The sequence below is a fragment of the Nocardia sp. NPDC003269 genome (genome assembly GCF_042888005.1).
Lineage (GTDB): Bacteria > Actinomycetota > Actinomycetes > Mycobacteriales > Mycobacteriaceae > Nocardia.
The window spans coordinates 808987-831621 of sequence record NZ_JBIAPA010000003.1; the positions used below are offsets into that span (position 1 = coordinate 808987).

Annotated in this window: 20 protein-coding genes; 7 read left to right on the top strand and 13 right to left on the bottom strand. The window is 69.3% G+C overall.

Going from position 1 to position 22635, the window contains the following annotated elements; genetic code table 11:
* Positions 1-44: 44 nt before the first annotated feature.
* The 9 genes from ACFYWJ_RS23710 to ACFYWJ_RS23750 all read right to left on the bottom strand — a co-directional run bounded on the left by ACFYWJ_RS23710 (position 45) and on the right by ACFYWJ_RS23750 (position 9420).
* The gene (locus tag ACFYWJ_RS23710; protein WP_355278017.1) at positions 45-1325 is read right to left on the bottom strand and encodes an MlaD family protein; all 1281 of its coding nucleotides are present in this window, start codon (positions 1323-1325) and stop codon (positions 45-47) included.
* Positions 1322-2425, bottom strand: coding sequence for an MlaD family protein (locus ACFYWJ_RS23715; protein ID WP_355278019.1), 1104 nt, complete (start codon positions 2423-2425; stop codon positions 1322-1324). Before ACFYWJ_RS23715 ends, ACFYWJ_RS23710 begins: the two co-directional genes overlap by 4 nt.
* A complete protein-coding gene (locus ACFYWJ_RS23720; protein ID WP_355278022.1) occupies positions 2422-3525 on the bottom strand; it encodes an MCE family protein in 1104 nt (367 codons plus the stop codon). The genes ACFYWJ_RS23715 and ACFYWJ_RS23720 overlap by 4 nt, the downstream gene beginning before the upstream one ends.
* Positions 3522-4571: an MCE family protein gene (locus ACFYWJ_RS23725; protein ID WP_355278024.1), complete on the bottom strand. Its 1050-nt coding sequence runs from the start codon at positions 4569-4571 to the stop codon at positions 3522-3524. Before ACFYWJ_RS23725 ends, ACFYWJ_RS23720 begins: the two co-directional genes overlap by 4 nt.
* A gap of 7 nt (positions 4572-4578) precedes the next feature.
* Positions 4579-5616 carry an MCE family protein gene (locus tag ACFYWJ_RS23730; RefSeq protein ID WP_355278026.1) on the bottom strand — a complete coding sequence of 346 codons (1038 nt, stop codon included), beginning with the start codon at positions 5614-5616 and terminating at the stop codon, positions 4579-4581.
* On the bottom strand, positions 5613-6890 hold the full coding sequence (locus ACFYWJ_RS23735; protein WP_355278028.1) for an MCE family protein: 1278 nt from the start codon (positions 6888-6890) through the stop codon (positions 5613-5615). The genes ACFYWJ_RS23730 and ACFYWJ_RS23735 overlap by 4 nt, the downstream gene beginning before the upstream one ends.
* Before the next feature lie 4 nt (positions 6891-6894).
* Entirely contained in the window at positions 6895-7749 is an 855-nt protein-coding gene (locus ACFYWJ_RS23740) for an ABC transporter permease (RefSeq protein ID WP_355278030.1), read from the bottom strand.
* Positions 7749-8642 carry an ABC transporter permease gene (locus ACFYWJ_RS23745; RefSeq protein WP_355278033.1) on the bottom strand — a complete coding sequence of 298 codons (894 nt, stop codon included), beginning with the start codon at positions 8640-8642 and terminating at the stop codon, positions 7749-7751. The genes ACFYWJ_RS23740 and ACFYWJ_RS23745 overlap by 1 nt, the downstream gene beginning before the upstream one ends.
* Positions 8643-8841: 199 nt before the next feature.
* Positions 8842-9420 (bottom strand): hypothetical protein, encoded by a 579-nt coding sequence (locus tag ACFYWJ_RS23750; protein ID WP_355278035.1) that lies wholly within the window; start codon positions 9418-9420, stop codon positions 8842-8844.
* Between the two features lie 334 nt (positions 9421-9754).
* On the opposite strand from ACFYWJ_RS23750, the gene ACFYWJ_RS23755 reads away from it, so the two are divergent.
* From ACFYWJ_RS23755 to ACFYWJ_RS23775, 5 genes are all read left to right on the top strand, one after another.
* Positions 9755-11311, top strand: a complete 1557-nt coding sequence (locus ACFYWJ_RS23755; RefSeq protein WP_355278038.1) for an AMP-binding protein — start codon at positions 9755-9757, stop codon at positions 11309-11311.
* 39 nt (positions 11312-11350) lie between these two features.
* Positions 11351-12547, top strand: a complete 1197-nt coding sequence (locus ACFYWJ_RS23760; RefSeq protein ID WP_355278041.1) for an amidohydrolase family protein — start codon at positions 11351-11353, stop codon at positions 12545-12547.
* Positions 12544-13971 (top strand): FadD3 family acyl-CoA ligase, encoded by a 1428-nt coding sequence (locus tag ACFYWJ_RS23765; RefSeq protein ID WP_355278043.1) that lies wholly within the window; start codon positions 12544-12546, stop codon positions 13969-13971. Before ACFYWJ_RS23760 ends, ACFYWJ_RS23765 begins: the two co-directional genes overlap by 4 nt.
* Positions 13972-14126: 155 nt before the next feature.
* A complete protein-coding gene (locus ACFYWJ_RS23770) occupies positions 14127-15383 on the top strand; it encodes an amidohydrolase family protein (RefSeq protein WP_355278046.1) in 1257 nt (418 codons plus the stop codon).
* A gap of 8 nt (positions 15384-15391) precedes the next feature.
* Positions 15392-15694 (top strand): hypothetical protein, encoded by a 303-nt coding sequence (locus ACFYWJ_RS23775; RefSeq protein ID WP_355278049.1) that lies wholly within the window; start codon positions 15392-15394, stop codon positions 15692-15694.
* A gap of 63 nt (positions 15695-15757) precedes the next feature.
* Here ACFYWJ_RS23775 and ACFYWJ_RS23780 read toward each other — a convergent pair whose 3' ends face one another.
* From ACFYWJ_RS23780 to ACFYWJ_RS23795, 4 genes are read right to left on the bottom strand one after another with little or no spacing between them, the layout of a single operon-like run.
* Positions 15758-16918, bottom strand: coding sequence for a thiolase family protein (locus ACFYWJ_RS23780; protein ID WP_355278052.1), 1161 nt, complete (start codon positions 16916-16918; stop codon positions 15758-15760).
* A complete protein-coding gene (locus tag ACFYWJ_RS23785) occupies positions 16915-18087 on the bottom strand; it encodes an OB-fold domain-containing protein (protein ID WP_355278055.1) in 1173 nt (390 codons plus the stop codon). The genes ACFYWJ_RS23780 and ACFYWJ_RS23785 overlap by 4 nt, the downstream gene beginning before the upstream one ends.
* A gap of 19 nt (positions 18088-18106) precedes the next feature.
* Complete coding sequence (locus ACFYWJ_RS23790; RefSeq protein WP_355278058.1) at positions 18107-19315, bottom strand: CoA transferase; 1209 nt, start codon at positions 19313-19315, stop codon at positions 18107-18109.
* Positions 19312-20778 carry an aldehyde dehydrogenase family protein gene (locus tag ACFYWJ_RS23795; RefSeq protein ID WP_355278061.1) on the bottom strand — a complete coding sequence of 489 codons (1467 nt, stop codon included), beginning with the start codon at positions 20776-20778 and terminating at the stop codon, positions 19312-19314. The genes ACFYWJ_RS23790 and ACFYWJ_RS23795 overlap by 4 nt, the downstream gene beginning before the upstream one ends.
* 254 nt (positions 20779-21032) lie before the next feature.
* Between ACFYWJ_RS23795 and ACFYWJ_RS23800 the strand changes: the two genes are divergently transcribed.
* Positions 21033-21740, top strand: a complete 708-nt coding sequence (locus tag ACFYWJ_RS23800; protein ID WP_355278064.1) for an SDR family NAD(P)-dependent oxidoreductase — start codon at positions 21033-21035, stop codon at positions 21738-21740.
* 31 nt (positions 21741-21771) lie between these two features.
* The gene (locus ACFYWJ_RS23805) at positions 21772-22632 is read left to right on the top strand and encodes a mycofactocin-coupled SDR family oxidoreductase (RefSeq protein ID WP_355278067.1); all 861 of its coding nucleotides are present in this window, start codon (positions 21772-21774) and stop codon (positions 22630-22632) included.
* Positions 22633-22635 lie beyond the last annotated feature (3 nt).

Here is a 22635-nt window from a genome sequence, read left to right on the forward strand (position 1 = left end):
GTTCCTCGCGGTAGGGATCGGGCTGGGGAGGTGGTCTGGTCCGGTCATCGCGGCGGCGCCGGGGGTGGGTCCGGCAACGGCGGGCCCGCGAAGGTGAGCGGCAGGGACAGCGGCCCGATCGGCGTCGACACCGTCTGCCGGGTGGGGCTCTCGCCGGCCGGCGGAATGCCCGGTATCGCGGTGCCGGGCGGGCGGGGCGCGTTGGCCGCGCCGCGGATCAGCACCGAGGGGTCGGTGTTCGGGCAGTACGTGTACACGTACGGCTCGGGGAAATCGGGCAGCGACGGCGCTCGGCGGGGCAGGTCGTAGTCGCAGGAGTAGCGGGGGTACAGGTTCACCAGGCCCCAGACACCGCCGTCGTGGAAGGCGACCGCGATCGCGTCCAGGGTGGAACCGCTGCGCTCGGCCGGGAAGAAGAACTCCTGGAACGCGGGCACCCGGGCGCCGGTCACCTCGGCGACCACGCCGAGGTTGTCGAGCAGATTCGCGCCGGTGCCCGCGTTCTGCGCGATCACCGCGTCCAGCGCGCGCAGCGTTCCGGGCGCCGCGTCCAGCAGTGCCACGTAGCCACCGGATTTCGCGCTCGCGCCGGTCAGCACCTGGTCCAGGTCGGTGGCGAACTCGCCGAGGCCCGGGGTCAGGTTCCGCACGGTCCCGAGAACCTGTCTGCTGTCGCGGATCAGGCCGACGGTCTGGGGCAGCACCGCGTCCAGGGTGGAGATCAGGAAGATGCCGCCGTCGATGAGGTCGGACAGCTTCTCCGCACCCTGCGGCCCGACCCCGAACTCGTCGACGATCGCCGCCAGCTGAGCCGGATCGACCTGGGCGAGGGTGGAATCCAGCTGTCCGAGGGTCTGCCACAACGGGGTCGGCGTGCTGGTCCGCTCGACCGCCACCTCCGACCCGTCGGCCAGGTAGGGGCCGTCGTCACGGGTGGGCCGGAAATCCAGGTACTGCTCCCCCGCCAGCGACAGACTCGCCACCCGGACCTCGCCGTCGGCGGGGACCGCGGTGCCCGCGTCGATCACCGCGACCGCGAGGAGACCACGCTCGGTGAGCGTGACCGATTCCACCGTGCCGATCGGCACCCCGCGCAGCGCCACGGTGCGACCGGCCAGCAGTCCCCCGGAATCGGCGAGATGGACCCGGACGCGGTAGGTCGCGGCCGCGGGATTCACGCCCAGCGCGCCGAAGGCCAGGTAGCCGATACCGATCACCAGCGTCACCACCAGCGACAGGGCCGAGACCGCCGCCCGCCGCGCCCGGACGGTCCGCACCACGGCGACGACCATGCGGGCCACCGGCTCCCCCGCGCCGCCGCTCATCGGCCGGCTCCGGTGATCCGGCCCTGCAGGCGGAGCAGGGTATAGGTGAGCGTGCCGACGAAGTTCGTCCGGTCCCGTGCGTCCGGCAACCTGCTCGCCGGATCGCCCGGATGATTGACATCGGGCAGCACACCCAGGGCCAGGTCCTGGAAGTCGGCGTCGGTACTGGCCGCGGTGCTGGTGGTGACCGCGATCACCGGGCCGAGCATCGAGTTCATCGCCGCCACACTGGCATTCGGGTCCGTCGCCGCGGCGTTGAGCTGTTCGGCGATCCGGTTGATGTCGGCGATCATGCCGGTGGTCTCGGTGCCGTCGAGGCCGGGGAACCGCGCGAGCTGCCGGGAGAGCCGGTCGACTTCGCCGACCAGCGACAGCGCTTGCGCGGAATTGGCGCGCAGGGTGGTCAGCGCGGGCCCGGCGGCGGTGAGGACGTCCTCGATGGTGCCGGTCTGCTCGTTCAGCGTGCGGGCGAGCTGGTCGACCTCCGACAGGGTGGCGCGGATGTCGTCGGAGCGGGCCGCGAGCGACTGGACCACCCGGGTCGACTGCGCGATCAGCTCCGCCATCCGGTCGCCCCGGTCGCCGACCGCGCGCCCGAGCCCGTTGACGATGGTCGTGAGATTGCGGATAGCGCCGCCGTTCACCAGCAGCGAGGCGGTGGTGAGCAGTTCCTCGACGGTGGCCGCGGCGGAGGTGTGCTCGCGGGCGATGCGGTCGCCGTCGGCGAGCACCGGGGTGGCCGCGGTGGCGTCGGCGGGTGCGGTCAGCGAGACGAACACGTCGCCCAGGGGCGTGGCGGTGCGCAGTTCGGCGGTCGTCCCCAGCGGCAGCCGGACGTCGGGCCGGATGCTCAGGGTGACCACGGCGGTGTAGTCGCGCACCGCCATCTCGGTCACCTCGCCGACCTCGGCGCCGGACAGCCGGACCTTCGCCTTCGCCGGCAGGTTCAGCGCGTTCGCGAAATCCGCTCGGACGGTGTAGTTCTCGCCGCCACTACCGGGTGCGGGCAGTGGCAGGTCGCCGAGCCCGACGGCACAGCCACCCGAACACAGGGCCGCGAGCACGAGCGCCACGATGCGGGAGCCTCGCGCCGGCCTCATCGGGGCATCCTCGACATCGCCTCGAGCATGTCGGTGATCCCGAAGTCGGGACCGAAGTCCTGCAGTGTCCCGGTCGCGCAGCCCAATTGGCGCAGCCCGAGGATATTGCAGACCTCCTTGACCAGCTGGCCGTCGAAGAAGACCTTGTCCAGCAGCGCGTGCACGCGCACCCCGCGGTACTCGAAATCGACAGCGCGGTAGGCATTGTTGAGCAGCAGTGGCGTCACGTCGATGAACTCGGCGAGCTGACCGCGATAGTCGGCCAGCGCCTTGGTCACCGTGGCGGTGTTGGCCACGGTCGTCTGCAGCACACCGGCGTTCTCGGCGAGCAGGGTGTCGGTCCGGCGCAGGATCTCGACGATCTGGGCGCCCGTGCCCCCGGTGCCGATGCCGAGATCGGCGACCACGTCGCCGAGTTGCCCGGTCGCGGTGCCGAATTCGCTGATGGTCCGCTCGTTGGCCGCGGCGGCGCGCACCAGCACGGCGAGCTGGTCCACCAGTTGGGTGAGCGTCTCCCGGGTGGCATCGCCGCCGTCCTCGCCGAGTCTCACCGCGACCGCGAGCTGGTCGAGGGTGTCGCGCAGTTGGGCGCCGCTGCCGGTGGCGATCGCCGAGGACGCGGTGAGCAACCGCGCGACCGGACCGTCGCCCGGCTGTTCGCCCTCGAGCTCACCGGCCATCCGGTCGGCGGCGCCGAGCAACCGGTCGAATTCCACCGGGGTACGGGTGCGATCAAGGCCGAGGCGCGCGCCGTCGGCCAGGGTGGCCCCACCCCGATAGACCGGGGTCAGTTCGACGTGCCGGTCGGTGAGCACCGACGTCGACAGGGTCACGGCCCGGACGCCCGCGGGGATCTCGACATCGCGGTCGACGGCCAGGGTGACCTCCACGTGCGAGCCGCGGGGCTGCACGGCGGTGACCTCACCCACCGGCATCCCGAGCACCGCCACCGCGTTGCCCACGTAGAGACCGGCGGCGTTATCGAACAGCGCGGTCACGGTGGCCCGGCGCTCGCCCTGGATCGGGTTGCCGGCGAATCCGGCCGCCGCGCCGACCAGCAGCACGACAGCGGCGCTCAGCAGTGCACGTCCGGCTCTCATCGACAGTCCTCGAAGTAGGGGGGCAGGTTCGCCATCTGCGCGCGTCCACCCAGCGCGCACATCCACGAATCGATGAGCGGTCCGGCCGGCGCGGTGAAGTCGACCTCGTTGCCGGTGCCGGAGGCATTGGCGAAGTTGCGCACCGGGATCGGCAGGATCTCGAGGGTGTTGCGCAGCAGCGCGTCGTTGCGGGCGAGGCTGCCGAGCAGACCGTCGAGACCGGCCAGCAGGCTGTCCACGGCCGGGCGGTCCTCGACTACCAGCGCACTCACCTGATCGGCGAGGGCGCGGGTGGCGTTCATCAAGCCGACCACCGCGTCGCGGCGGGCCACGATCTCGGTGAGCAGGTCACGGCCCTGGGTCATCACGGCAGCCAGATCGGCCTGCTGGCTGGTGAGCACCGTGGTGAGTTGCGCGGTGCTCGTCAGCAGTGCGCTCATCTCCCCGCGCCGCTCACCGATGACGGCGGCCAGCGCGCGCAGGTTGGTCAGCATGGCGGGCAGCACCGTCGGCACCCCGTCCAGCTGCGCGGCCAGCGCGGTCAGCGAGTCACCGATCCGGGCGGCATCGATCCGGTCGAAGGTGACCGTGGCGTTGTCCAGCGCGGTCTGCAGATCGTAGGGAACCTCGGTGTGTTCCAGGGTGATCCGCCGATCCGGCAGCGCACCCTCGCCGGCGGGGCGCAGTTCCACATAACGGGCGCCGAGCAGCGTGGTCAGTTTGATGGCCGCCCCGGTCCCGGCACCCAGCGGCACCGAGGAATCGATGTTCAGCGCGACCACGACCCGGTCACCGGCCAGCCGGGTGCCGCCGACGGTGCCGACCGCGACCCCCGCGACGGTCACCGAGTCCCCGCTGCTGATCCCCGCGGCCTGGGCGAACTCCGCCTCGTACCGTGTCGTGCCGACCCCGAGCGCGTGCACACCGACCGCACCGGCGGTCGCCGCCACCAGGACCGCGACCGCGCACAGCCCGAGCACGACCCTGCGATGCTCCTCGATCGGCCGCCCGGCCAGCCGGATCCACTGTCGGACAGTTTCTTTCATGGTCGCCTCACCTGCAGATCGGTGAATACTGGGGCTGCCCACCCGGCGTGGCGAGACCGACCACCGTCGGTACCAGCGCCACGAGTGAGGGCAACAGGGTGATGTTGAAGTTGCACAGGTAGGTGCTCAGATACGAGCCCTCCTGACTGACCCGGGCCAGGCCCTTCATCAGCGCGGGCAGATTGAAGCCGAGGTAGGCGAAGTTCTGCTTGTTCTCCGCGAAGTGCCGGGTGAAGCCGGGTTCGCGGTAGAGCATGGCGTTCAGATCCGGTTCCATGTCATCGAGCAATCCGGCCATCCGGCCGGTGACCACCGCCGCCGAGTCCAGCGTTCCCAGTAGTTGGTCCCGGTGTTCGGCCAGGCCGCCGATGATGGCTCGCGACTGGCTGATCAGGCCGCTCACCTCGCCGCTGCGGTGTGCCAGGTCGCCGACCACCGTGCTCAAGTTGGCGATCACCGCGCCGAGCACCTGGTCGGGTCCGGCCAGGGACTGCGCCAGCGACGACACCTGTTCGATCAGCAGCACCATCGAGGTCTGATCACCCTGCAGGGCCTTGATCAACGCCCCGGTGACGTTGTCCACCTGCGCGGGATCGAGCCCGCCGAACAGCGGCTCGAAACCGTTGAGCAGAACCGAGATGTCGAAGGACGGCTCGGTGCGCGCCAACGGGATCTCCGCGTCCGGCGCCAGCGGCCGGGCGTCGCCGAACTCGGCGAGCGCGAGGCCGAGATAGCGCTGGCCGATGACGTTCTGGTAGGTGATCGAGGCCTTGGTGTTGCCGTAGAGCACCTGGTCGTCGGCCACCCGGAAGCGGACCCGGGCCTGCACACCCGCCAGTTCGATGGCGTCCACCCGGCCGACCCTGACCCCGGCCATCCGCACATCGTCGCCGACCCGCAGGCCGCTGACGTCGCTGAAGACCGCGGAATACGGTGCGGTGTCGCCGTTGACGCCGCGGTCGAGGGTCACGTAGGTCACCCAGATCAGCGCCATCGCGACCGTGACGAACAGGCTCACCCCCAGCAGCGGCTTGCGGTAGCTCATCGTGGGACTCCCATCGGCAGCGGGCCGTCGGCCAGCAGCGGCGCCAGCAGCGCTTCGGCCCCGTTGTGGGTGCCGCCCAATGCCTGCTCGATCAATGTCTTGATCTCGGCCGGGAGTTCGCCGGCGAGCTCGGGCGCGGCCGGAGAGGTTCGCGGGTCCATGACCGGGGGGAGCTCCTCGATCGGCACCGAGGTGGGCGCCGTCGCGCAGCTCGGGCCCGCCAGTCCCCCGTAGCGCGGGCAGTCGGCCCGGGTGTAGGGGGTGTGCGGGGTCATCCGGAACTGGAATTTGCCACGGCCACGTGGGTTCTCGGCGTTCCAGAACTCCGCGTACCACAGGTCCGAGAGCTTGCGAATACTCACCACGATCTGGCTGAACGCCGGTGAGCCCGCCGCGAAGACGTCCAGGACCGGACCCATCTCGTGCACGATGCCGGTGAGCTGATCGGTACGGCGATCCATCGTCGCGCCGACCGTGCCGAGGGTCGTCCCGCTCGCGGTGAGCAGTCCCGCCAGCTGATCGTGCTGTTCGGCGAAGGTGCGCAGCGGCAGCACCGCGTGGTGCAGCGCGTCGAGCAGGTCGGGCGCCGCGGCGGTCAGCCCGCGGACCGATTCGGCGAGCATGGTCAGGGTGGGTGGGCTGCCGTCGGGCGTGAGCAGCGCGTCGAATTCCTCGGTGATGCGGTCGAGCCGGGCGCCGGCCCCGACCAGGTCGGCACCGCGCCGATCGGTCGCCTCGGCCACGGCCGCCAGCACACCCACCGTGTCGGCGGTGCCGATGCGGGCGGTGGCGGCGATGATCTCGCGCAGCTTGGTCAGCGCGGTCTGCAGCTGCACGGTGGACAGGCTGGTGTCCTGGCGGATCTCGGTGTGGGCGGTGATCGCGGGGCCCGGACCGTTGTCGACCAGCTGGACCGAGGAGACGGCGAAGACGTTGCTGGGGACGACCCGTGCCGTCACGGTACGCGGAACACCCTGGGCCGCAGTGGGATCCAGCAGCAGCCGGACCCGGTTGGCCATGCCTCCGCGCGCCGGGACCACCCCGTCGACGATGCCGACCAGCATCCCGCGGAACTTCACGTCGGAGCGGTCGGGCAGGCCGTCGCCGAGTTGCTCCAGCACCGCGGTCACCTCGACCTTCTCGTCGAAGCGTCCGGTCGACTTCATCAGCAGCACCGTCAGCACCAGGGTGACCGCGACGAGCACGACCACCCCGCGCAGCAGCAGCATCCAGCCCGCCGGACCGCGTCCGTCCTTCTCGAAGAGCACCGACACGGGCTCACCCACCCAGCCGTGCGCTGGCGCCGATGCCCCAGATCGCCACCGTGAGAAGCAGATTGACAATGATCATCAACGAGATGGCCGCCCGCATCGCGCGTCCGGCGGCGATGCCGACCCCCTGCGGTCCGCCTGCGGCGTAGTAGCCGTAGTAGCACTGCACGGTCGAGGTGATGATCACGAAGACGACGGCCTTTCCGAGGGAGTAGACGATGTCGGGACCGTTGAGCACCAGCTGGAAGTAGTGCTCGTAGGTGCCGGCGGAGAGCCCGCCGGACAACCCGACGACCACCCGCACGGCCAGATAGTTGGCGGCCAGGCAGACCAGATACAGCGGCACGATCGCCACCATCGACGCCAGCAGCCGGGTGCTGACCAGATAGGGCACCGAACGGATGCCCATCGATTCCATCGCGTCGATCTCCTCCGCGATGCCCATCGCGCCGAGCTGGGCGGTGAACCGGCAGCCCGCCTGGGCCGCGAAGGCCAGCGACGCCATGATCGGCGCGAGTTCCCTGGTCGAGGCCGTGGCGGCGATCAAACCGATGGTCGGCTCCATCCCGAGCAGGTGCAGGGCGTTGTAGCCCTCCAGCCCGACGATGGCCCCGCCTGCCGCGCCGAGCACGATGATCACCCCGGCGGTTCCGCCACCCACCACGATCGAGCCGTTGCCCCAGGTGATGTCGGACAGGATGCGCAGGAACTCGGTCCGGTAGTGCCGCAGCATCACCGGGATGGAGAACAGCGCGCGCAGCAGAAAGGTGACCATGTGCCCGAGGCGCATGACCGAGATGCCCATGCGCCGCGACACGCGCAGGACGGTGCGGGTGCCCACCGGGCGATACGGCGCCGCCATCACAGGCCCTGCCGCGGGAACAGGATCATGAACAGCTGGGTGAACACGACGTTCACCAGCATCAGCAGCAGGATCGAGGAGACCACCGTCGAATTGACGGCGTTGGCGACACCGGCCGGACCGCCTTCGGTGTGCAGGCCCTTCTCACAGGCCACCACCGCGACGATCATCCCGTAGACCACCGCCTTGACCAGGGTCAGCCACAGGTCGCCGACGGTGGCGAACGAGGCGAAGGTGGCGACGAAACTGCCCGGCGCGCCGTTCTGGGCGAAGACGTTGAACAGATAGCCGGCCAGGAAGCCGACGAAACACACCACGCCGGTGAGCGAGACGCCGACCAGTACCGCCGCCGCGACCCGGGGCACCACCAGGCGCCGCACGACCGAGACGCCCATGACCTCCATCGCGTCGAGCTCGTCGCGGATCTTGCGGGAGCCGAGGTCGGCGCAGATCGCCGACCCCACCGCCGAGGCCATCAGCAGCGCGGCCACCATCGGCGCGCCCTGGCGGATCACCGCGAGCCCGCTGGCCGCACCGGCCAGCGAGGTCGCGCCGACCTGACCGGCGAGCAGACCGAACTGGATGGACAGGGTCACCCCGATCGGGAGCGAGACGAAGATGGTCGGCAGCACCGCCGCCGAGGACATGAACGCCGACTGCCGGATGAACTCGCCGAAAGCGAAACGCCCGGTGGCGATGTCGGCGACGAGGTATTGCACGGCACGCACGCCGAGCACGAACTGCCCGCCGACGGTCTCCAGCGCGGCCACCGGGTGCCGCCGCAGATAGCCACGCCACCAGGCCGAGATCTCCCGGGTCGCCGGCTTCGTCTGCGCGAGACGGGCCTCGCCCTGCGGGCTGTCCCGGACCGCGGCTTCGCGGGGGATCGTCATAGGTGATCTTTCGGGTTGCTCCCGGAAATGAACTTCTCCATAGTGAGCTAGGTCTCGCGTTCACGTCAAGAGTCATAAAGTCCATTTGAGAGAATTGCATTCTCCTGAGAGGTCATCGAAACACGCCGTCGCACAACAGACATGGCGACGGACGAAGACATGACGATGCGACGCCATCGAAGCGGCGTCGGCGAACGGGCTACCTCAGGGGAACGAGGTCGCGCATCTCGCCACGAAACGAGGGCGGCAGCAGGGTCCCGGACCGGAAGGATTCCACCGGCGGCACAGCCGCACCGGGCAATCCGGCCGCGGTCAGGGCACAGGATTTGAAGGCCCGGGCGGCGACGCTCACCCGATGACACGACGCGCCGACCCGCTCTTCCAGTTCATCGGGCAGATCGTCACCCCAGACGGCAACCTCCGTCAGACCTCGGTCCAGACAGTCGAGCACGCCTTCGCGCACCTGCGGTTCGGCGAGATAACTGCGGACCGAGACAGCGACCGCGGTCGGCCAGAGATCGTGCCGCGACACCGCCAGCGACTGGCGCAGATCCAGCACGGTGGCACCGAGAATCTGGAGCGGACCGACGTTCTCGGAGTCGGCGACCAGCGCCGTCACCTCCCACCCCGCGGCGGCCCGGTCGAACAGCCAGCCACCCGCGTGCCGGACGATATCGGCGGTATCCGGGCCCACCACGGCGAGCCGGTGCCGTAGCGGGTGCCGGTGCGCGTGTGCGCGCCACCGAATGACCGAATGAACACCCTGACCTGTAGCCATATCTTCATCCCCGTTTTCGCAGGCGAGCAGCCGAAACGGTCCGTTGCGAGTCCCCCGCGGGCGCCCGAGCTGGGCAACGCGGTGTCACCGAACCCGCGGAACGCAACTGCCGACCACACCGTAATTTGATTCTCACCAGCGCGAGGAAGGTTCTCAGTGAACGTGGAGGTGTGATCTACCTCTCATTGACGAAAGGGTTGCCGAAGCAGCAGGCGGTGCCCTGGATCCGATCCGCACCCTTGAACACACTCCTGCAAATATGATTCTCTCTGATCGAGAATCATATACTCGCGGCGCGAGGCCCTGCTCGGCCCGCCGACGAAGGAGTCCGCCGATGCGCACGATCCCGCCCGACTTGGCCCGCCGCTACCGCGAGAACGGCTGGTGGACCTCCGAGACCCTCGGCGACCTACTGACCGAAGGGCTGCACGCCGCGCCCGACACGACCTTCCGGGTCCATTCCGCCACCCGGCCGTGGTCGGGCACCGTCGCCGAGGTCGAGCACCTCGCCCGCCGGCTCGCGGCGGGCCTGCACCGCCGCGGGGTCGGCCCGGGCGGTGTCGTCGCGTTCCAGCTGCCGAACTGGATGGAGGCCGCGGCCGTCTTCTGGGCCTCGGCGTTCCTCGGCGCGACCGTCGTCCCGGTGGTGCACTTCTACGGCCGCCGGGAGCTGACCCACATCCTCGAGTCGGTCCGGCCCGACGTCTTCGTCACCGCCGACCGGTTCGGCAGCCTCGAGTTCGCGCCCGAGGCCTACCGCGCGGTAGCGGTCACCGGCGTCGTCGGCCGCGACTTCGAGGAGCTGCTCGACGACGAGCCACTGCCGGGCGTGCTGCCGGTGGCCCCCGAGAGCCCCGCGCTGATCGCGTTCACCTCCGGCACCACCCGGGCCCCCAAAGGCGTTGTCCACAGCCATCACACGCTCGGTCACGAGACGCGGCAGCTGGCCGGGATCTATCCCGCCGATCGCGGTGACCAGATCACCGCGGCGCCGGTCGGCCATTTCATCGGCATGGTCAACGCCTTCCTCATCCCGGTCCTGGACCGGGCGCCGATCAACCTGGTCGACGTGTGGGATCCGGCGCGGATTCTCGCGCTCATGACCGACGAGCAGCTCGCCGTGGGCGGCGGCGTGCCGTACTACGTCACCAGCCTGCTCGATCATCCGGATTGGACCGACGCGCACCTGCCATACCTGCGCTATGCCGGACTCGGCGGCGCCGCCGTGCCCGCCGCGCTCACCCGACGCCTGGACGACACCGGGATCACCGTCTACCGCTCCTACGGCAGCACCGAGCACCCGTCGATCACCGGGTCGCGTTCCACCGCGCCGACGGGCAAGCGGCTCTTCACCGACGGCAACGCCTTGCCCGGTGTGGAGATCCGCCTGGCCGAGGACGGCGAAATCCTCAGCCGCGGACCGGATCTGCGCCTGGGCTACACCGAACCCGACCTCACCGCCGCCGCGTTCGACGCCGACGGCTGGTACCACACCGGCGACATCGGCGTGCTCGACGACGACGGCTACCTCACCATCACCGATCGCAAGTCGGACATGATCATCCGCGGCGGCGAGAACATCAGCGCGCTCGAGGTCGAAGAAGTCCTGCTCACACTGCCCGGCGTCGCCGAGGCCGCCGCCGTCGCGGTGGCCGATCCCCGGCTCGGCGAGCGGACCGCCGCGGTCCTGCGGCTGCTGCCCGGCCAGGCGGGCCCGTCCCTCGATCAGCTGCGCGCGCACTTCGCCGCAGCCGGGATGGCCAAGCAGAAGTGGCCCGAAGAGGTGCATGTCGTCGCCGATTTCCCGCGTACCGCCAGCGGCAAGGTGCAGAAGTTCGTTGTCCGCCGCGACCTCGCCCTCCACCACGAGGACATTGCCGTTCAATCCTGAAGAGAATATGATTCTCACAAATCGGTAAGGAGGATCCACATGACGAAGATCGAGCTGCCCTACCAGCTCTTCGACGCGGACAACCATCTCTACGAGACCAAGGAAGCGCTCACCCGGCACCTGCCCAAGCAGTACGAGGGCGCCATCCAGTACGTCGAGATCAACGGCCGCACCAAGATCGCGGTGCTCGGGCAGATCAGCGAGTACATCCCGAATCCGACCTTCGACGTGGTCGCGCGTCCGGGCGCGATGGAGGAGTACTTCAAGAACGGCAATCCCGAGGGCAAGAGCCGCCGCGAGATCTTCGGCAAGTCGATGAAGGCGATCGACGCCTTCCGTAATCCGGAGGCCCGCCTGCAGGTGATGGACGACCTGCAACTGCAACGCGCCCTGATGTTCCCGACCCTGGCCAGCCTGGTCGAAGAGCGCATGCGCCACCATCCCGAACTGATCCACGCGGTCATCGAGTCACTGAACCGGTGGATGCTCGAGGACTGGGGCCAGGACGGCAGTTTCGTCCATTCCGGCCGCATCTTCACCGTCCCGGTGATCACCCTGCCGATCGTCGAGCGGGCCATCGCCGAATTGAACTGGGCCGTCGTCGAACACGGCGCCAAGGCCATCCTGGTGCGTCCGGCTCCGGTGCCCGGTTTCAAGGGCATGCGCTCGTTCGCGATGCCGGAGTTCGATCCGTTCTGGAAGCGGGTCGTCGAACTCGACGTGCTCGTCACCATGCATTCCTCCGACAGCGGCTACTCCCGCTTCGATGCAGAGTGGGAGGGCAACGGCCTGGAGATGCTGCCGTTCCAGACCAACACCTTCGCCATGACCAATCAGTGGCGGCCGGTCACCGACGCGGTCGCGTCGTGGGTGTGTCACGGTGCGCTGAATCGGTTCCCCGACTTGAAGATCGCGGTCATCGAGAACGGTTCGGCCTGGCTCGAGCCGCTGCTGCAGCAGCTCTCCGACGTCTACAAGAAGGCACCGGAGGGCTTCGGCTTCCGCGATCCGATCGAGGCGATCAAGCAGAGCCTCTACGTCAGCCCGTTCTGGGAGGAGGACCTGCAGCGGCTCTCCGATGTGATGGGCGTCGATCACGTGCTGTTCGGTTCGGACTGGCCGCATCCGGAGGGGCTGGCCGAGCCGGCGCGCTACATCCACGAGATCAAGGACATGCCGATGGCGAACCAGGCCAAGATCATGGGCGGCAATCTCGCACGGCTGCTGAAGGTATGAGCTGGGAAACCCTCCCGCAGTTGGTGGCGAGCGCGGCCGACCGCTTCGGGGACGCCGAAGCGGTCGTCGACGGCGACGTGCGCCTGAGCTTCACCGAACTCGCGGCCCGGGTACGCCGGGCCGCGGGGGCACTCGCCGCTGCGGGTATCGACAAGGGCGACCGGGTCGCCCTCTGGGCGCCGAACTCCGCGCAGTGGATGATCGCAGCGTTCGGCGTGCTCACCGCCGGTGCCGTGCTGGTGCCGGTGAACACCCGGTTCAAGGCGGGCGAGGCGGCCGATGTCATCCGGCGCAGCGGGGCGAAAGCGGTGCTGGTGGAACAGGGTTTCCTCGGCACCGACTACACCGGTGTCACCGAGGTGCCGGTGATCGACCTGAAATCCGGGTTCCTCGAGGCGGGCGAACCGTTCGAACGCGCCGTCGCGGGAACCGATGTCGCCGATGTCATCTTCACCTCGGGAACCACCGGACGCCCCAAGGGCGTCACGATGAACCACCGGCAGACCCTGCGGCTCTATGCGGAGTGGTGCGATCTGGCCGACCTGCGCGAGGGCGACCGGTATCTGATCGTCAACCCGTTCTTCCACACCTTCGGGTACAAGGCGGGGCTGGTGGCCTCGCTCATCCGGGGCGCGACCGTCCTGCCGGTGCCGGTCTTCGACGTCGACACGGTCCTGGACCTGGTGGAACGGGAACGGGTGACGATGCTGCCCGGGCCGCCCACCCTGTATCACGCACTGCTGGAAGCGAAAGGCACTCGTGACCTGTCCTCGCTGCGCGCGGCGGTGACCGGCGCCGCCGACATCCCGGTGGAGCTCATCCGCCGGATCGCCCAGGAGCTGCCGTTCCGGTCCATCATGACCGGCTACGGCCTCACCGAGGCCGGCACGGCCACCGCCTCCCGGCCCGGCGACACCTTCGAACAGATCGCGACCACGGTTGGCCGGCCCTGCGATGGTGTCGAGGTCCGGATCGCCGAGGACGGCGAGGTTCTCGTCCGCGGCTACTCGGTCATGCTGGGCTATCTCGGCGATCCCGACGCCACCGCCGCGGCCATCGATCCGGACGGGTGGCTGCACACCGGCGATCTGGGCGAGCTGGACATCGACGGCAGACTGCGCATCGTCGGACGGAAGAAGGACATGTTCATCGTCGGCGGATTCAACGCCTATCCCGCGGAGATCGAGGGATTTCTGCTCGAACATCCCGCGGTGACGCAGGCCGCGGTGATCGGGGTACCCGACGAGCGGCTCGGCCAGGTGGGACGGGCGTATGTGGTGGTCAAGGCCGAGGTCACCGAGGACGAACTCATCGCCTGGAGCCGGGACCGGATGGCGGGATACAAAGTGCCGCGCTCGGTGCGGTTCCTGGATGCGTTGCCGCTCAACGCGACCGGCAAGGTCATGAAGGACCAGCTGTCGTGACCGGTTCCCGCGTACCCGACCCGGCACAGCTTCGAGTCCGCCGGCTCACCCCGTGCGGTATGCTTTGCCAATTGCGAGAATTGCATTCTCGCCTGCCGGGCAGCGCATTCTGACGATGCGGTCCCGGCGTTGCACATCACAGAGCGAGGAGCCCCGTGAAGACCGACGACCTGATACTCGTGAGCATCGACGACCATGTGGTCGAGCCACTCGACATGTTCGACCACCATGTCCCCCGCAAATGGGCGGACTACGCGCCCCGCGTGGTCGCCGACGAGAAGGGCATCGACCACTGGATCTACCGGGATCGGCCGACCGGCGTCGCCGGGCTCAATGCCGTGGTCACCTGGCCCGCCGAGGAGTGGGGCCGCGACCCGGCCGGCTACGCGGAGATGCGCCCCGCCGTCTACAACGTGCACGACCGCGTGCGCGACATGGACGCCAACGGGGTGCTCACCTCCATGTGCTTCCCCACCTTCACCGGATTCAGCGCCGGGCATCTGAGCCGCGGCGGCCAGGACGAGATCACCGTCGCGATGATCTCGGCGTACAACGACTGGCATCTCGAGGACTGGGCGGGCGCCTATCCGGGCCGCTTCATCCCGATCGGCATTCTGCCCATGTGGGATCCGCAGCTGGCGGTCGCCGAGATCGAACGCCTCGCCGCCCGCGGCTGTCACTCGGTGACCATGCCCGAACTGCCGCACATCGACGGCCTGCCCAGCTATCACGACATCGACTACTGGGCGCCGGTGTTCCAGGCGCTGCAGGACAACGAGACCGTGATGAACCTGCACATCGGCCAGGGCTTCGGCGTGCTGCGGCTCGCCCCCGACGCGCCGATCGACAATCTCATGGTGCTGGCCCCGAGCATTTCGCTCATCGCGGCCCAGGATCTGCTGTGGGGACCCGCTTTCCGGCGCTTCCCGAGGCTGAAGGTCGCGCTGTCCGAGGGCGGTGTCGGCTGGATCCCGTTCTTCCTTGACCGCTCGGACCGGCACTACACCAACCAGCGCTGGCTGCGCCGCGACTTCGGCGGCAAGCTGCCCAGTGAGGTATTCCGCGAGCACGTGCTCGCCTGCTACGTCACCGACCGGACCGCGCTGAAGTTCCGCCACGACATCGGCATCGACAACATCGCGTGGGAATGCGACTACCCGCACTCGGATTCGATCTGGCCCAACGCCCCCGAGTTCGTGCTCGAGGAACTCCTGGCCGCCGGCGCCACGGACGACGACATCCACAAGATCACCTGGGAGAACGCCTGCAGGCACTTCAACTGGAATCCGTTCGGGCACATCACACGGGAGCGCGCCACCGTCGGCGCGCTGCGCGCCACCGCGACCGACGTCGACGTGTCCACCCGCTCGCGGGCCGAGTACGCGGCAGCCTACACCCGGCACAACGGCTGAGGACGACCATGACAGCTCGCCTGATGATCTTCGCCACCCCGCACGACGGGATGGACGACGAGTACAACCGCTGGTACACCGACGTACACATCCCGGAGATGCTCACCATCCCCGGCGTGGTCTCGTGCGAACGGCACAGGCTCGCCAGGGGCGGACCGGACGAAGCCCGCTATCTGTCGGTGTTCGTCCTGGACCGGGAGCCCTCGACCGTGCTCGCCGAACTCGGCGCAAGGGCCGCGGACGGCCGGATGACGGTGTCGACGGCGGCCGACTCCGCCCGGACACGGATCACCGTCTGGCACGCGCTCTGACCCGATCGCGACGAGAGCCCGGTCCCCCTGCGGGGACCGGGCTCTCGTGTATGCCGGGTCGACTCAGCGGGCAGGGCCCTCGAGAATCGTCACCGCGGCGACCGCGGTCGGGCCACCCAGGTTGTGCGCCAACCCGAAGCGCGCGCCCTCGACCTGGTTCACCGCGGTGCCGCGCAGCTGCTCGAACAACTCGACGCACTGGGCGATGCCGGTGGCGCCGGGCGGATGCCCCTTGGTCTTGAGGCCACCGCTGGGATTGACCGGCAGCGCACCGCCGACCGAGGTCGCGCCCGTCTCCACGAGCTTGTGGGCCTCGAACTTCTCGGCGAAGCCGAGATCCTCGTAGCTCATCAGCTCGATGCCGGTGAAGTAGTCGTGCACCTCGGCCACATCGATGTCGGCCGGGCCGAGACCGGCCATCGCGAAGGCGCGACGGGCCGCCCGCAGCGTCGCCGGGAAGGTGGTCAGATCCGGCTTGTGCTGCACCATGATCGAGTCCAGCCCCAGCCCCACTCCGCGCACCCACACCGGCGCGTCGGTGTAGCGGTCCACGACGTCCTCGGCGACGAGCACCAGCGCCGCGGCGCCGTCGCTCTGCGGTGCGCAGTCGTACACCCCGAACGGGTCGGCCACGATCGGCGCCTGGAGCGCCTGTTCGAGGGTGATCTCGAAGGGCAAGCGCACCTTCGGATTCCGCGCGCCGTGCCGGTGATTCTTCACCGCCACCATGGCCAGGTGCTCGCGGGTGGCCGGGGACTCGTGCAGGTAGCGACTCACGTGCAGGGCGAAGCCGGCGGGTGCGAACAAACCGAGTTCGTAGTCCCAGGCGCGGTGCCTGGTCATCGACTCCCATTCGCGGAGCATGTCCTTCTCCGCGGTCTCGCGCAGCTTGTCGGCGCCGATCACCAGCGCGACGTCCACCGCGCCGGAGGCGATGGCGTACAAGGCATTTCGCACCGCGTCGTTGCCGGTGGCACACGAGTTCTCGATGTGGGTCACCGGCAGGTCGGGCAGGCCGAGCGCCTCGGCGAGGATCCCCGATGGAAACCCGTCGGTGGTCCGCAGCGCGCCGAACCACGCGGCCTCGATCTCGTCGATCCGCAGGCCCTTGTCGACGGAGGCCGCGCATTCGGCGAAGGCCATCGGCAGCAGGTCGCCGATTCCGAAGGCGAAGTGTTCGGCGAACGGTGTCATGCCCGCACCGACGACGGCGACTCTTCTCATGCCGCTTCCCTTTCCGGCTCGAACGCGTATCCGTAGTCCGGGACACCCGAACGTATCGCCACCCGGCGCAACACCATTCGGCCTCGCACCCCGATCTCCGCGGTGCCCGCGTCGGCACCGGTCACCTTCGCCAGGGCGCGTACGCCGATGTCGTCCAGCTCGACGATCACCAGCGTGTACGGACTCTTCTGACCGGGCACCGGCATACGCACGGTGGTCGCGGCGTAGACGGTGCCGGTGCGCGGCAGCGGAACCAGGGTGTAGGCGGTGGCGAGGGTGCCGTCCTCCCCCAGCCGGTATCGCGGGGGGAAGTCCAGCTCGTCGGTGCCCTCGTGGCGGCCCGCTTCCCAGCGGACCTTGGCCTCGAAGGCACGCTCGTAGGCGGCCAGCGAGAGCGGCAGGTCCGTGCCGGGTTCGACGATGCCGTCGAGCGGTGGCCGGGCCGGCGGCTCGAGTCGCCGCAGCGACAGCGGTCCCGGCACCACCGTGACGCCGGACAGGCTGGCCTGTTCCACCCCGACCAGCAGCCCGGCAGTGTCCCACTCCGCCATCGCGGCCAGGGCGAACAGCGCCGACGAGGCCCCGTTGGTCGGCAGCTGGGGCGGTGTCCCACACAGCGCTGCCGCCTGTTTGTGCTCCACACCCGCCACCGCGACCGGGGTGTCGAGCCAGGCCGCCGACAGCGACGCCACCAGACCGCGCTCGCGCAGCAGCCGGGGGTCGCCGTAGTCGTGGACGCCGTCGGCATGGCGGGTACGCACCGGCAGGCTGCGCGCGACCCGCGCCGTGGTCCGCACCTGCATCCCGCTGCGGTCGGAGATCCAGGCGGCCGCCGCGCCCGCGGGCTCGAGGTCGACGCCGATCACCAGGGTGCGCGGACGGGCGGAACTGAGCGCGTCCAGGGTCGCCGGGGCGCCACCGAGCCGCTCGGTCACCTCGAGCTCGGGATCGAGCCCGAGCCCGGCGAGCAACACCGCGGTGTTGCTGCTCTCCACCAACGGCAGATCGCGGCTGACCAGGACCACCCGTTCCACCGGCTCGCCGCCGGCGAGCGCGGCCCGGCCCGCCTCCACCGCGAGGGTGACCGCGTCCTCGTCGTCTCCGGCGACACGGTGATGCCGGTGCCCCCAGCAGGGTAGGTACGTCCCCATCGACGCAACATGCGGCATGTCGGCTCCTTCCGGACGACTAGGTGACCGCGCCCGCGGTCTTGAGCGTGATGATGCGATCCCAGTCGAGTCCCAGTTCGAGCAGGATCTCCTCGGTCTGCGCGGCGAACTCCGGTCCCGGCCGCAGGCTGGGCGGTGCCACGTCGAACTGCACCGGGCTGGAGACCAGTTCGAGTTCACCGGCGGGGAGCAGATACTCGTTGGCCCGGATCTGGGCGTCGGCGAGCAGCTGCACCGAATCCTGGACCGGCGCCCAGGGACCGGCCAGCGTGGCGAATCGCTCGGTCCACTCGGCGAGGGTGCGCGCGCCGATCACCTCGCGCAGGATCGCCACCGCCTCGGCGGTGTGCTCGGCGATCGACGCGGCGTCGGCGAAGCGCGGATCGTCGGCGAGGTCGGGCCGGTCGATGTGGCGGCACACGTCGGCCCAGAACTTGGCGGGCTGCAACATGACGAACGACAGGTAGCGGTCGTCGGCGGTGGCGTAGAGGCCCGAGAGCGGATTGGTCGGCGCGCCGTGCACACCGGGGCGCGGCGCGCGCATCGGCTGCTGCTGCGAGGCCGACAGCGCGACCGTATGGCCTAGCGCCCACAGCCCGCTGCCCAGCAGCGAGACGTCGACGACCGAGGTCTCGCCGGTGCGTTCGCGTTTCAGCAGCGCGGCGGCGATCCCGCCGGCCAGGTTGGTGCCCGAGATGGTGTCGCCGAAGGCCGGGCCCGGCGGCTGGATCAGACCTTCGGTCCCCTCCGGTGTGATGGTCGCGGCGATCCCGCCGCGGCACCAGAAGGCGGTCATGTCGTACCCGCCCCGGATGGACTCGGTGCCACGGGGACCGAGTGCGCTGCCCCGGGCGTAGACGATGTCCGGATTCACCGCGCGGATGTCGTCGACGTCGATGCCGAACTTGGTCCGCGCGGCGGGCAGGAAGCTGGTGAGGAACACATCCGCGTTCTTCGCCAGCGCCCGGATCACCTCGCGGCCCTCCGGGACGGACATGTCGATGCCGATACTGCGCTTGCCCCGATTCGCGTGTTCCACATTGGGATTCGGATCGCCCTCGACGGTGAAGGCGCCCACCCGCCGCAGTCCGCGTTGCGGATCGCCACCACTGGCGTGCTCCACCTTCACCACATCGGCGCCCCAGTCCGACAGCACCGCACCGGCCGACGGCACGAACCCGTACATGGCGACCTCGAGCACCGTGATGCCCGCCAGCGGCCCGCTCATCCGAGAACTTCCGCGAGGGTCTTGTACTCGAGGAATTCCTCGAGCCCGGCCACGCCCATCTCCCGGCCGATGCCGGACTGCTTGTAGCCGCCGAACGGGGCGTCGGGGTGAAAGTAGTTGCCGCCGTTGATGCTGAAGGTGCCGGTGCGCACCCGCCGTGCCACCGCTTTGGCCCGGTCCGCGTCAGCGCTGAAGACCGCGCCCGACAGCCCGTAGATCGAGTTGTTGGCGATGCGGACCGCTTCGTCGTCGTCGGTGTACGGAATCAGCGCCAGCACCGGGCCGAACACCTCCTCCTGCGCGATCTCGCTGTCGGGGTCGACGTTCGCCAGCAGGGTCGGGGCATAGAAGAAGCCGGGATCCAGCTTCTCGCCACCGGTCACCAGGGTGGCGCCCGCGGCGACCGCGCGCTGCACCATGTCGTGCACCTTGTCCCGCTGCTTGGCGCTGATCAGCGGGCCCATATAGGTCTTGGGGTCGTTCGGATCACCGTGGCGCACATGGGCGAAGTTGGCCGCGACCAATTCGGCGACCCGGTCGTGATCGGCGGCGGGCACCAGCAACCGGGTGGTGAGGGCGCAGCCCTGTCCGGCATGGGTGACGACGCTGAACGCCGCGAACACCGCCGCCTGGGTGTAGTCCGCGTCGTCGAGCAGGATCATCGCCGACTTGCCGCCCAATTCCAGGAACACCTTCTTGAGCGTCGCGCTCGCGGCCGCCATGATCTCGCGTCCCACCGGGGTGGAACCGGTGAAGGTGACGACGTCCACGTCCGGATGCGTCGTCATCCGCTTGCCCACCGCGATATCGGAGGACGCGAGGACATTCACCACGCCCGACGGGATCTCGGTGTGGTCGGCGATGATCTCCCCCAGCGCCAGCGTGGCCAGCGGCGTGTCCGGCGCGCCCTTGAGCACCACCGTGCAACCGGCTGCCAGCGCGGGTGCGAGCTTCGCCAGGGCCAGCTGATGCGGATAGTTGTAGGCGGCGATCGCGGCGACCACGCCCGCCGCTTCTTTCTCGACCCAGCGGTGATGCTGCTGCCCGCGGATCTCGACATTGCCGAGGTCCTCGGTCCACCCGTAGTCGTCGAGCAGTTCGGCGTAGTAGCGCACGATCTCGAACGGGGTCTCCAGCTGATTGCCCGCGGTCAGCGCGCGCGTCGCGCCGACCTCGGCGATCGTCAGCGCGCGCAGTTCCTCGACATTGTCGCGCAGCGCGCGATAGAGCTGCCGCAGGCAGCGCGCGCGGAAACGTGGATTCGTCGCCCAGGTGGTCTTGTCGAACGCGCGGCGCGCGGCGGCGACGGCGTCGTCGACATCGCCGACCCCGGCCTCGGGCGCGTAGCCGTACACCTCGCCGGTCGCGGGATCGAGCGAAGCGAGCGTCTGCCCGGTTTCGCGCAGCTGCCCGTCGACGAGCAATCGACGTGTCACCGTCCCCGCCACTTCCTGCGTTGACATCCCGCCTCCTTGCTGGGACCACGTCCCGATGGAAATTGCATTCTCTCAACCGAGAATGCTACATGCAACAAACGGGACGGTAGCAGGGATCTGCGATCGAATCGGCGCGATTCGTCCACATCGCCCCGGGTTCCCGAATTCGACGGCCGCCCTTGCTAACCGGAACTCGACGAGAGTACGGTTCTCACATCCGGAAGGGAGATTCTTTTGTTCCACACACCAGCGGCCGTGAGGGCCGGAGCGGGGGATCGCACGTGAAGACAGCCGTGGTCACCGGAGGCGCCTCCGGCATCGGGCTCGGGATCGCCGAACGGTTGCGCGGCGACGGTTTCCACGTCGCCACCCTGGATCTGCACCCGGCGGCCGACGACGACTTCGCCTTCCGCGCCGACGTCACCGATCCGGAACAGGTCGCCGCGGCGCTCTACGCCGTCCGCGCGAGATTCGGCCCGATCGCGGTGCTGGTGAACTCGGCCGGGCTGGACGGATTCAAGCGCTTCGGGAAGCTGTCGTTCGCGGAGTGGCAGCGGGTCATCGATGTGAACCTGCACGGCGTCTTCCACACCATCCAGGCCGTGCTGCCGGACATGATCGACGCGGGCTGGGGCCGCATCGTCAACATCTCCTCGTCGAGCACGCACTCGGGCCAGCCCTTCATGGCGCACTACGTCGCCGCCAAGTCGGCGGTCAACGGACTCACCAAAGCCCTTGCGCTGGAACTGGGTCCGTCGGGCATCACCGTCAACGCGGTGCCGCCCGGGTTCATCGACACCCCGATGCTGCGCAAGAACGAACAGGCCGAGCGCCTCGGCGGCACGGTCGAGGACCACATCGAGCGCACGCCCGTCCGCCGCGTCGGCACGCCGGCCGACATCGCCGCGGCGTGCGCCTTCCTGATCTCCGAGGAAGCCTCCTACATCACCGGGCAGATCTTCGGGGTCAACGGCGGACGCAACACATGAGCATCGAACACCCCGAACGAGAGGAACTCCCATGGGACGCGTAGCAGGCAAAGTCGCCTTCGTCACCGGCGCGGCGCGCGGCCAGGGCCGCAGTCACGCGGTCCGGCTGGCCGAAGAAGGCGCCGACATCATCGCCGTCGACATCTGCCGCGACATCGACTCCATCGGCTACGCGCTGTCGCGCCCCGAGGATCTCGAGGAGACCGCGCGGCTGGTCGAGAAGGCCGGACGCCGGATCCTGACCAGGCAGGTCGACGTCCGTGACGCCGCCGCCCTCAAGACGGTCGTCACCGACGGCGTCGCCGAATTCGGCCGCCTCGACGTCGTGGTCGCCCAGGCAGGCATCGCCGGGATGAAGGGCACGCCGCAGTGGCAGGCCTGGTCCGATGTCATCGACACCAACCTGATCGGCGTCATCAACACCATCCAGGCCGCGCTGCCACATCTGACGGAGGGCGCGTCCATCATCGCGACCGGTTCGGTCGCGGCCCTGATGGACATCGCCAAGGTGGATCAGCCCGGCCGCGATCCGGGCGGCATCGCCTACGTCGTCGCCAAGCGCGGCCTGTCGGAGTACGTGCACCATCTGGCCCTGCACATCGCGGCACAACGTATCCGCGCCAACGTGATCCACCCGACCAACTGCGACACCCCGATGTTGCAGAGCGAGCCCATGTACCGCTCGTTCCGTCCCGATCTCGAGCACCCGACCCGCGCGGACGCCGAGCCGGCCTTCGGCGTCCAGCAGGCGATGCCGATCCCGTTCGTCGAGACCCGCGACATCAGCGACGCGGTGCTGTTCCTGGCCTCGGATGAGTCGCGGTTCATCACCGGGACGCAGCTGCGCGTCGACGGCGGCGGCTACCTGAAGTGGTACGAGTACCACATCTGAGAG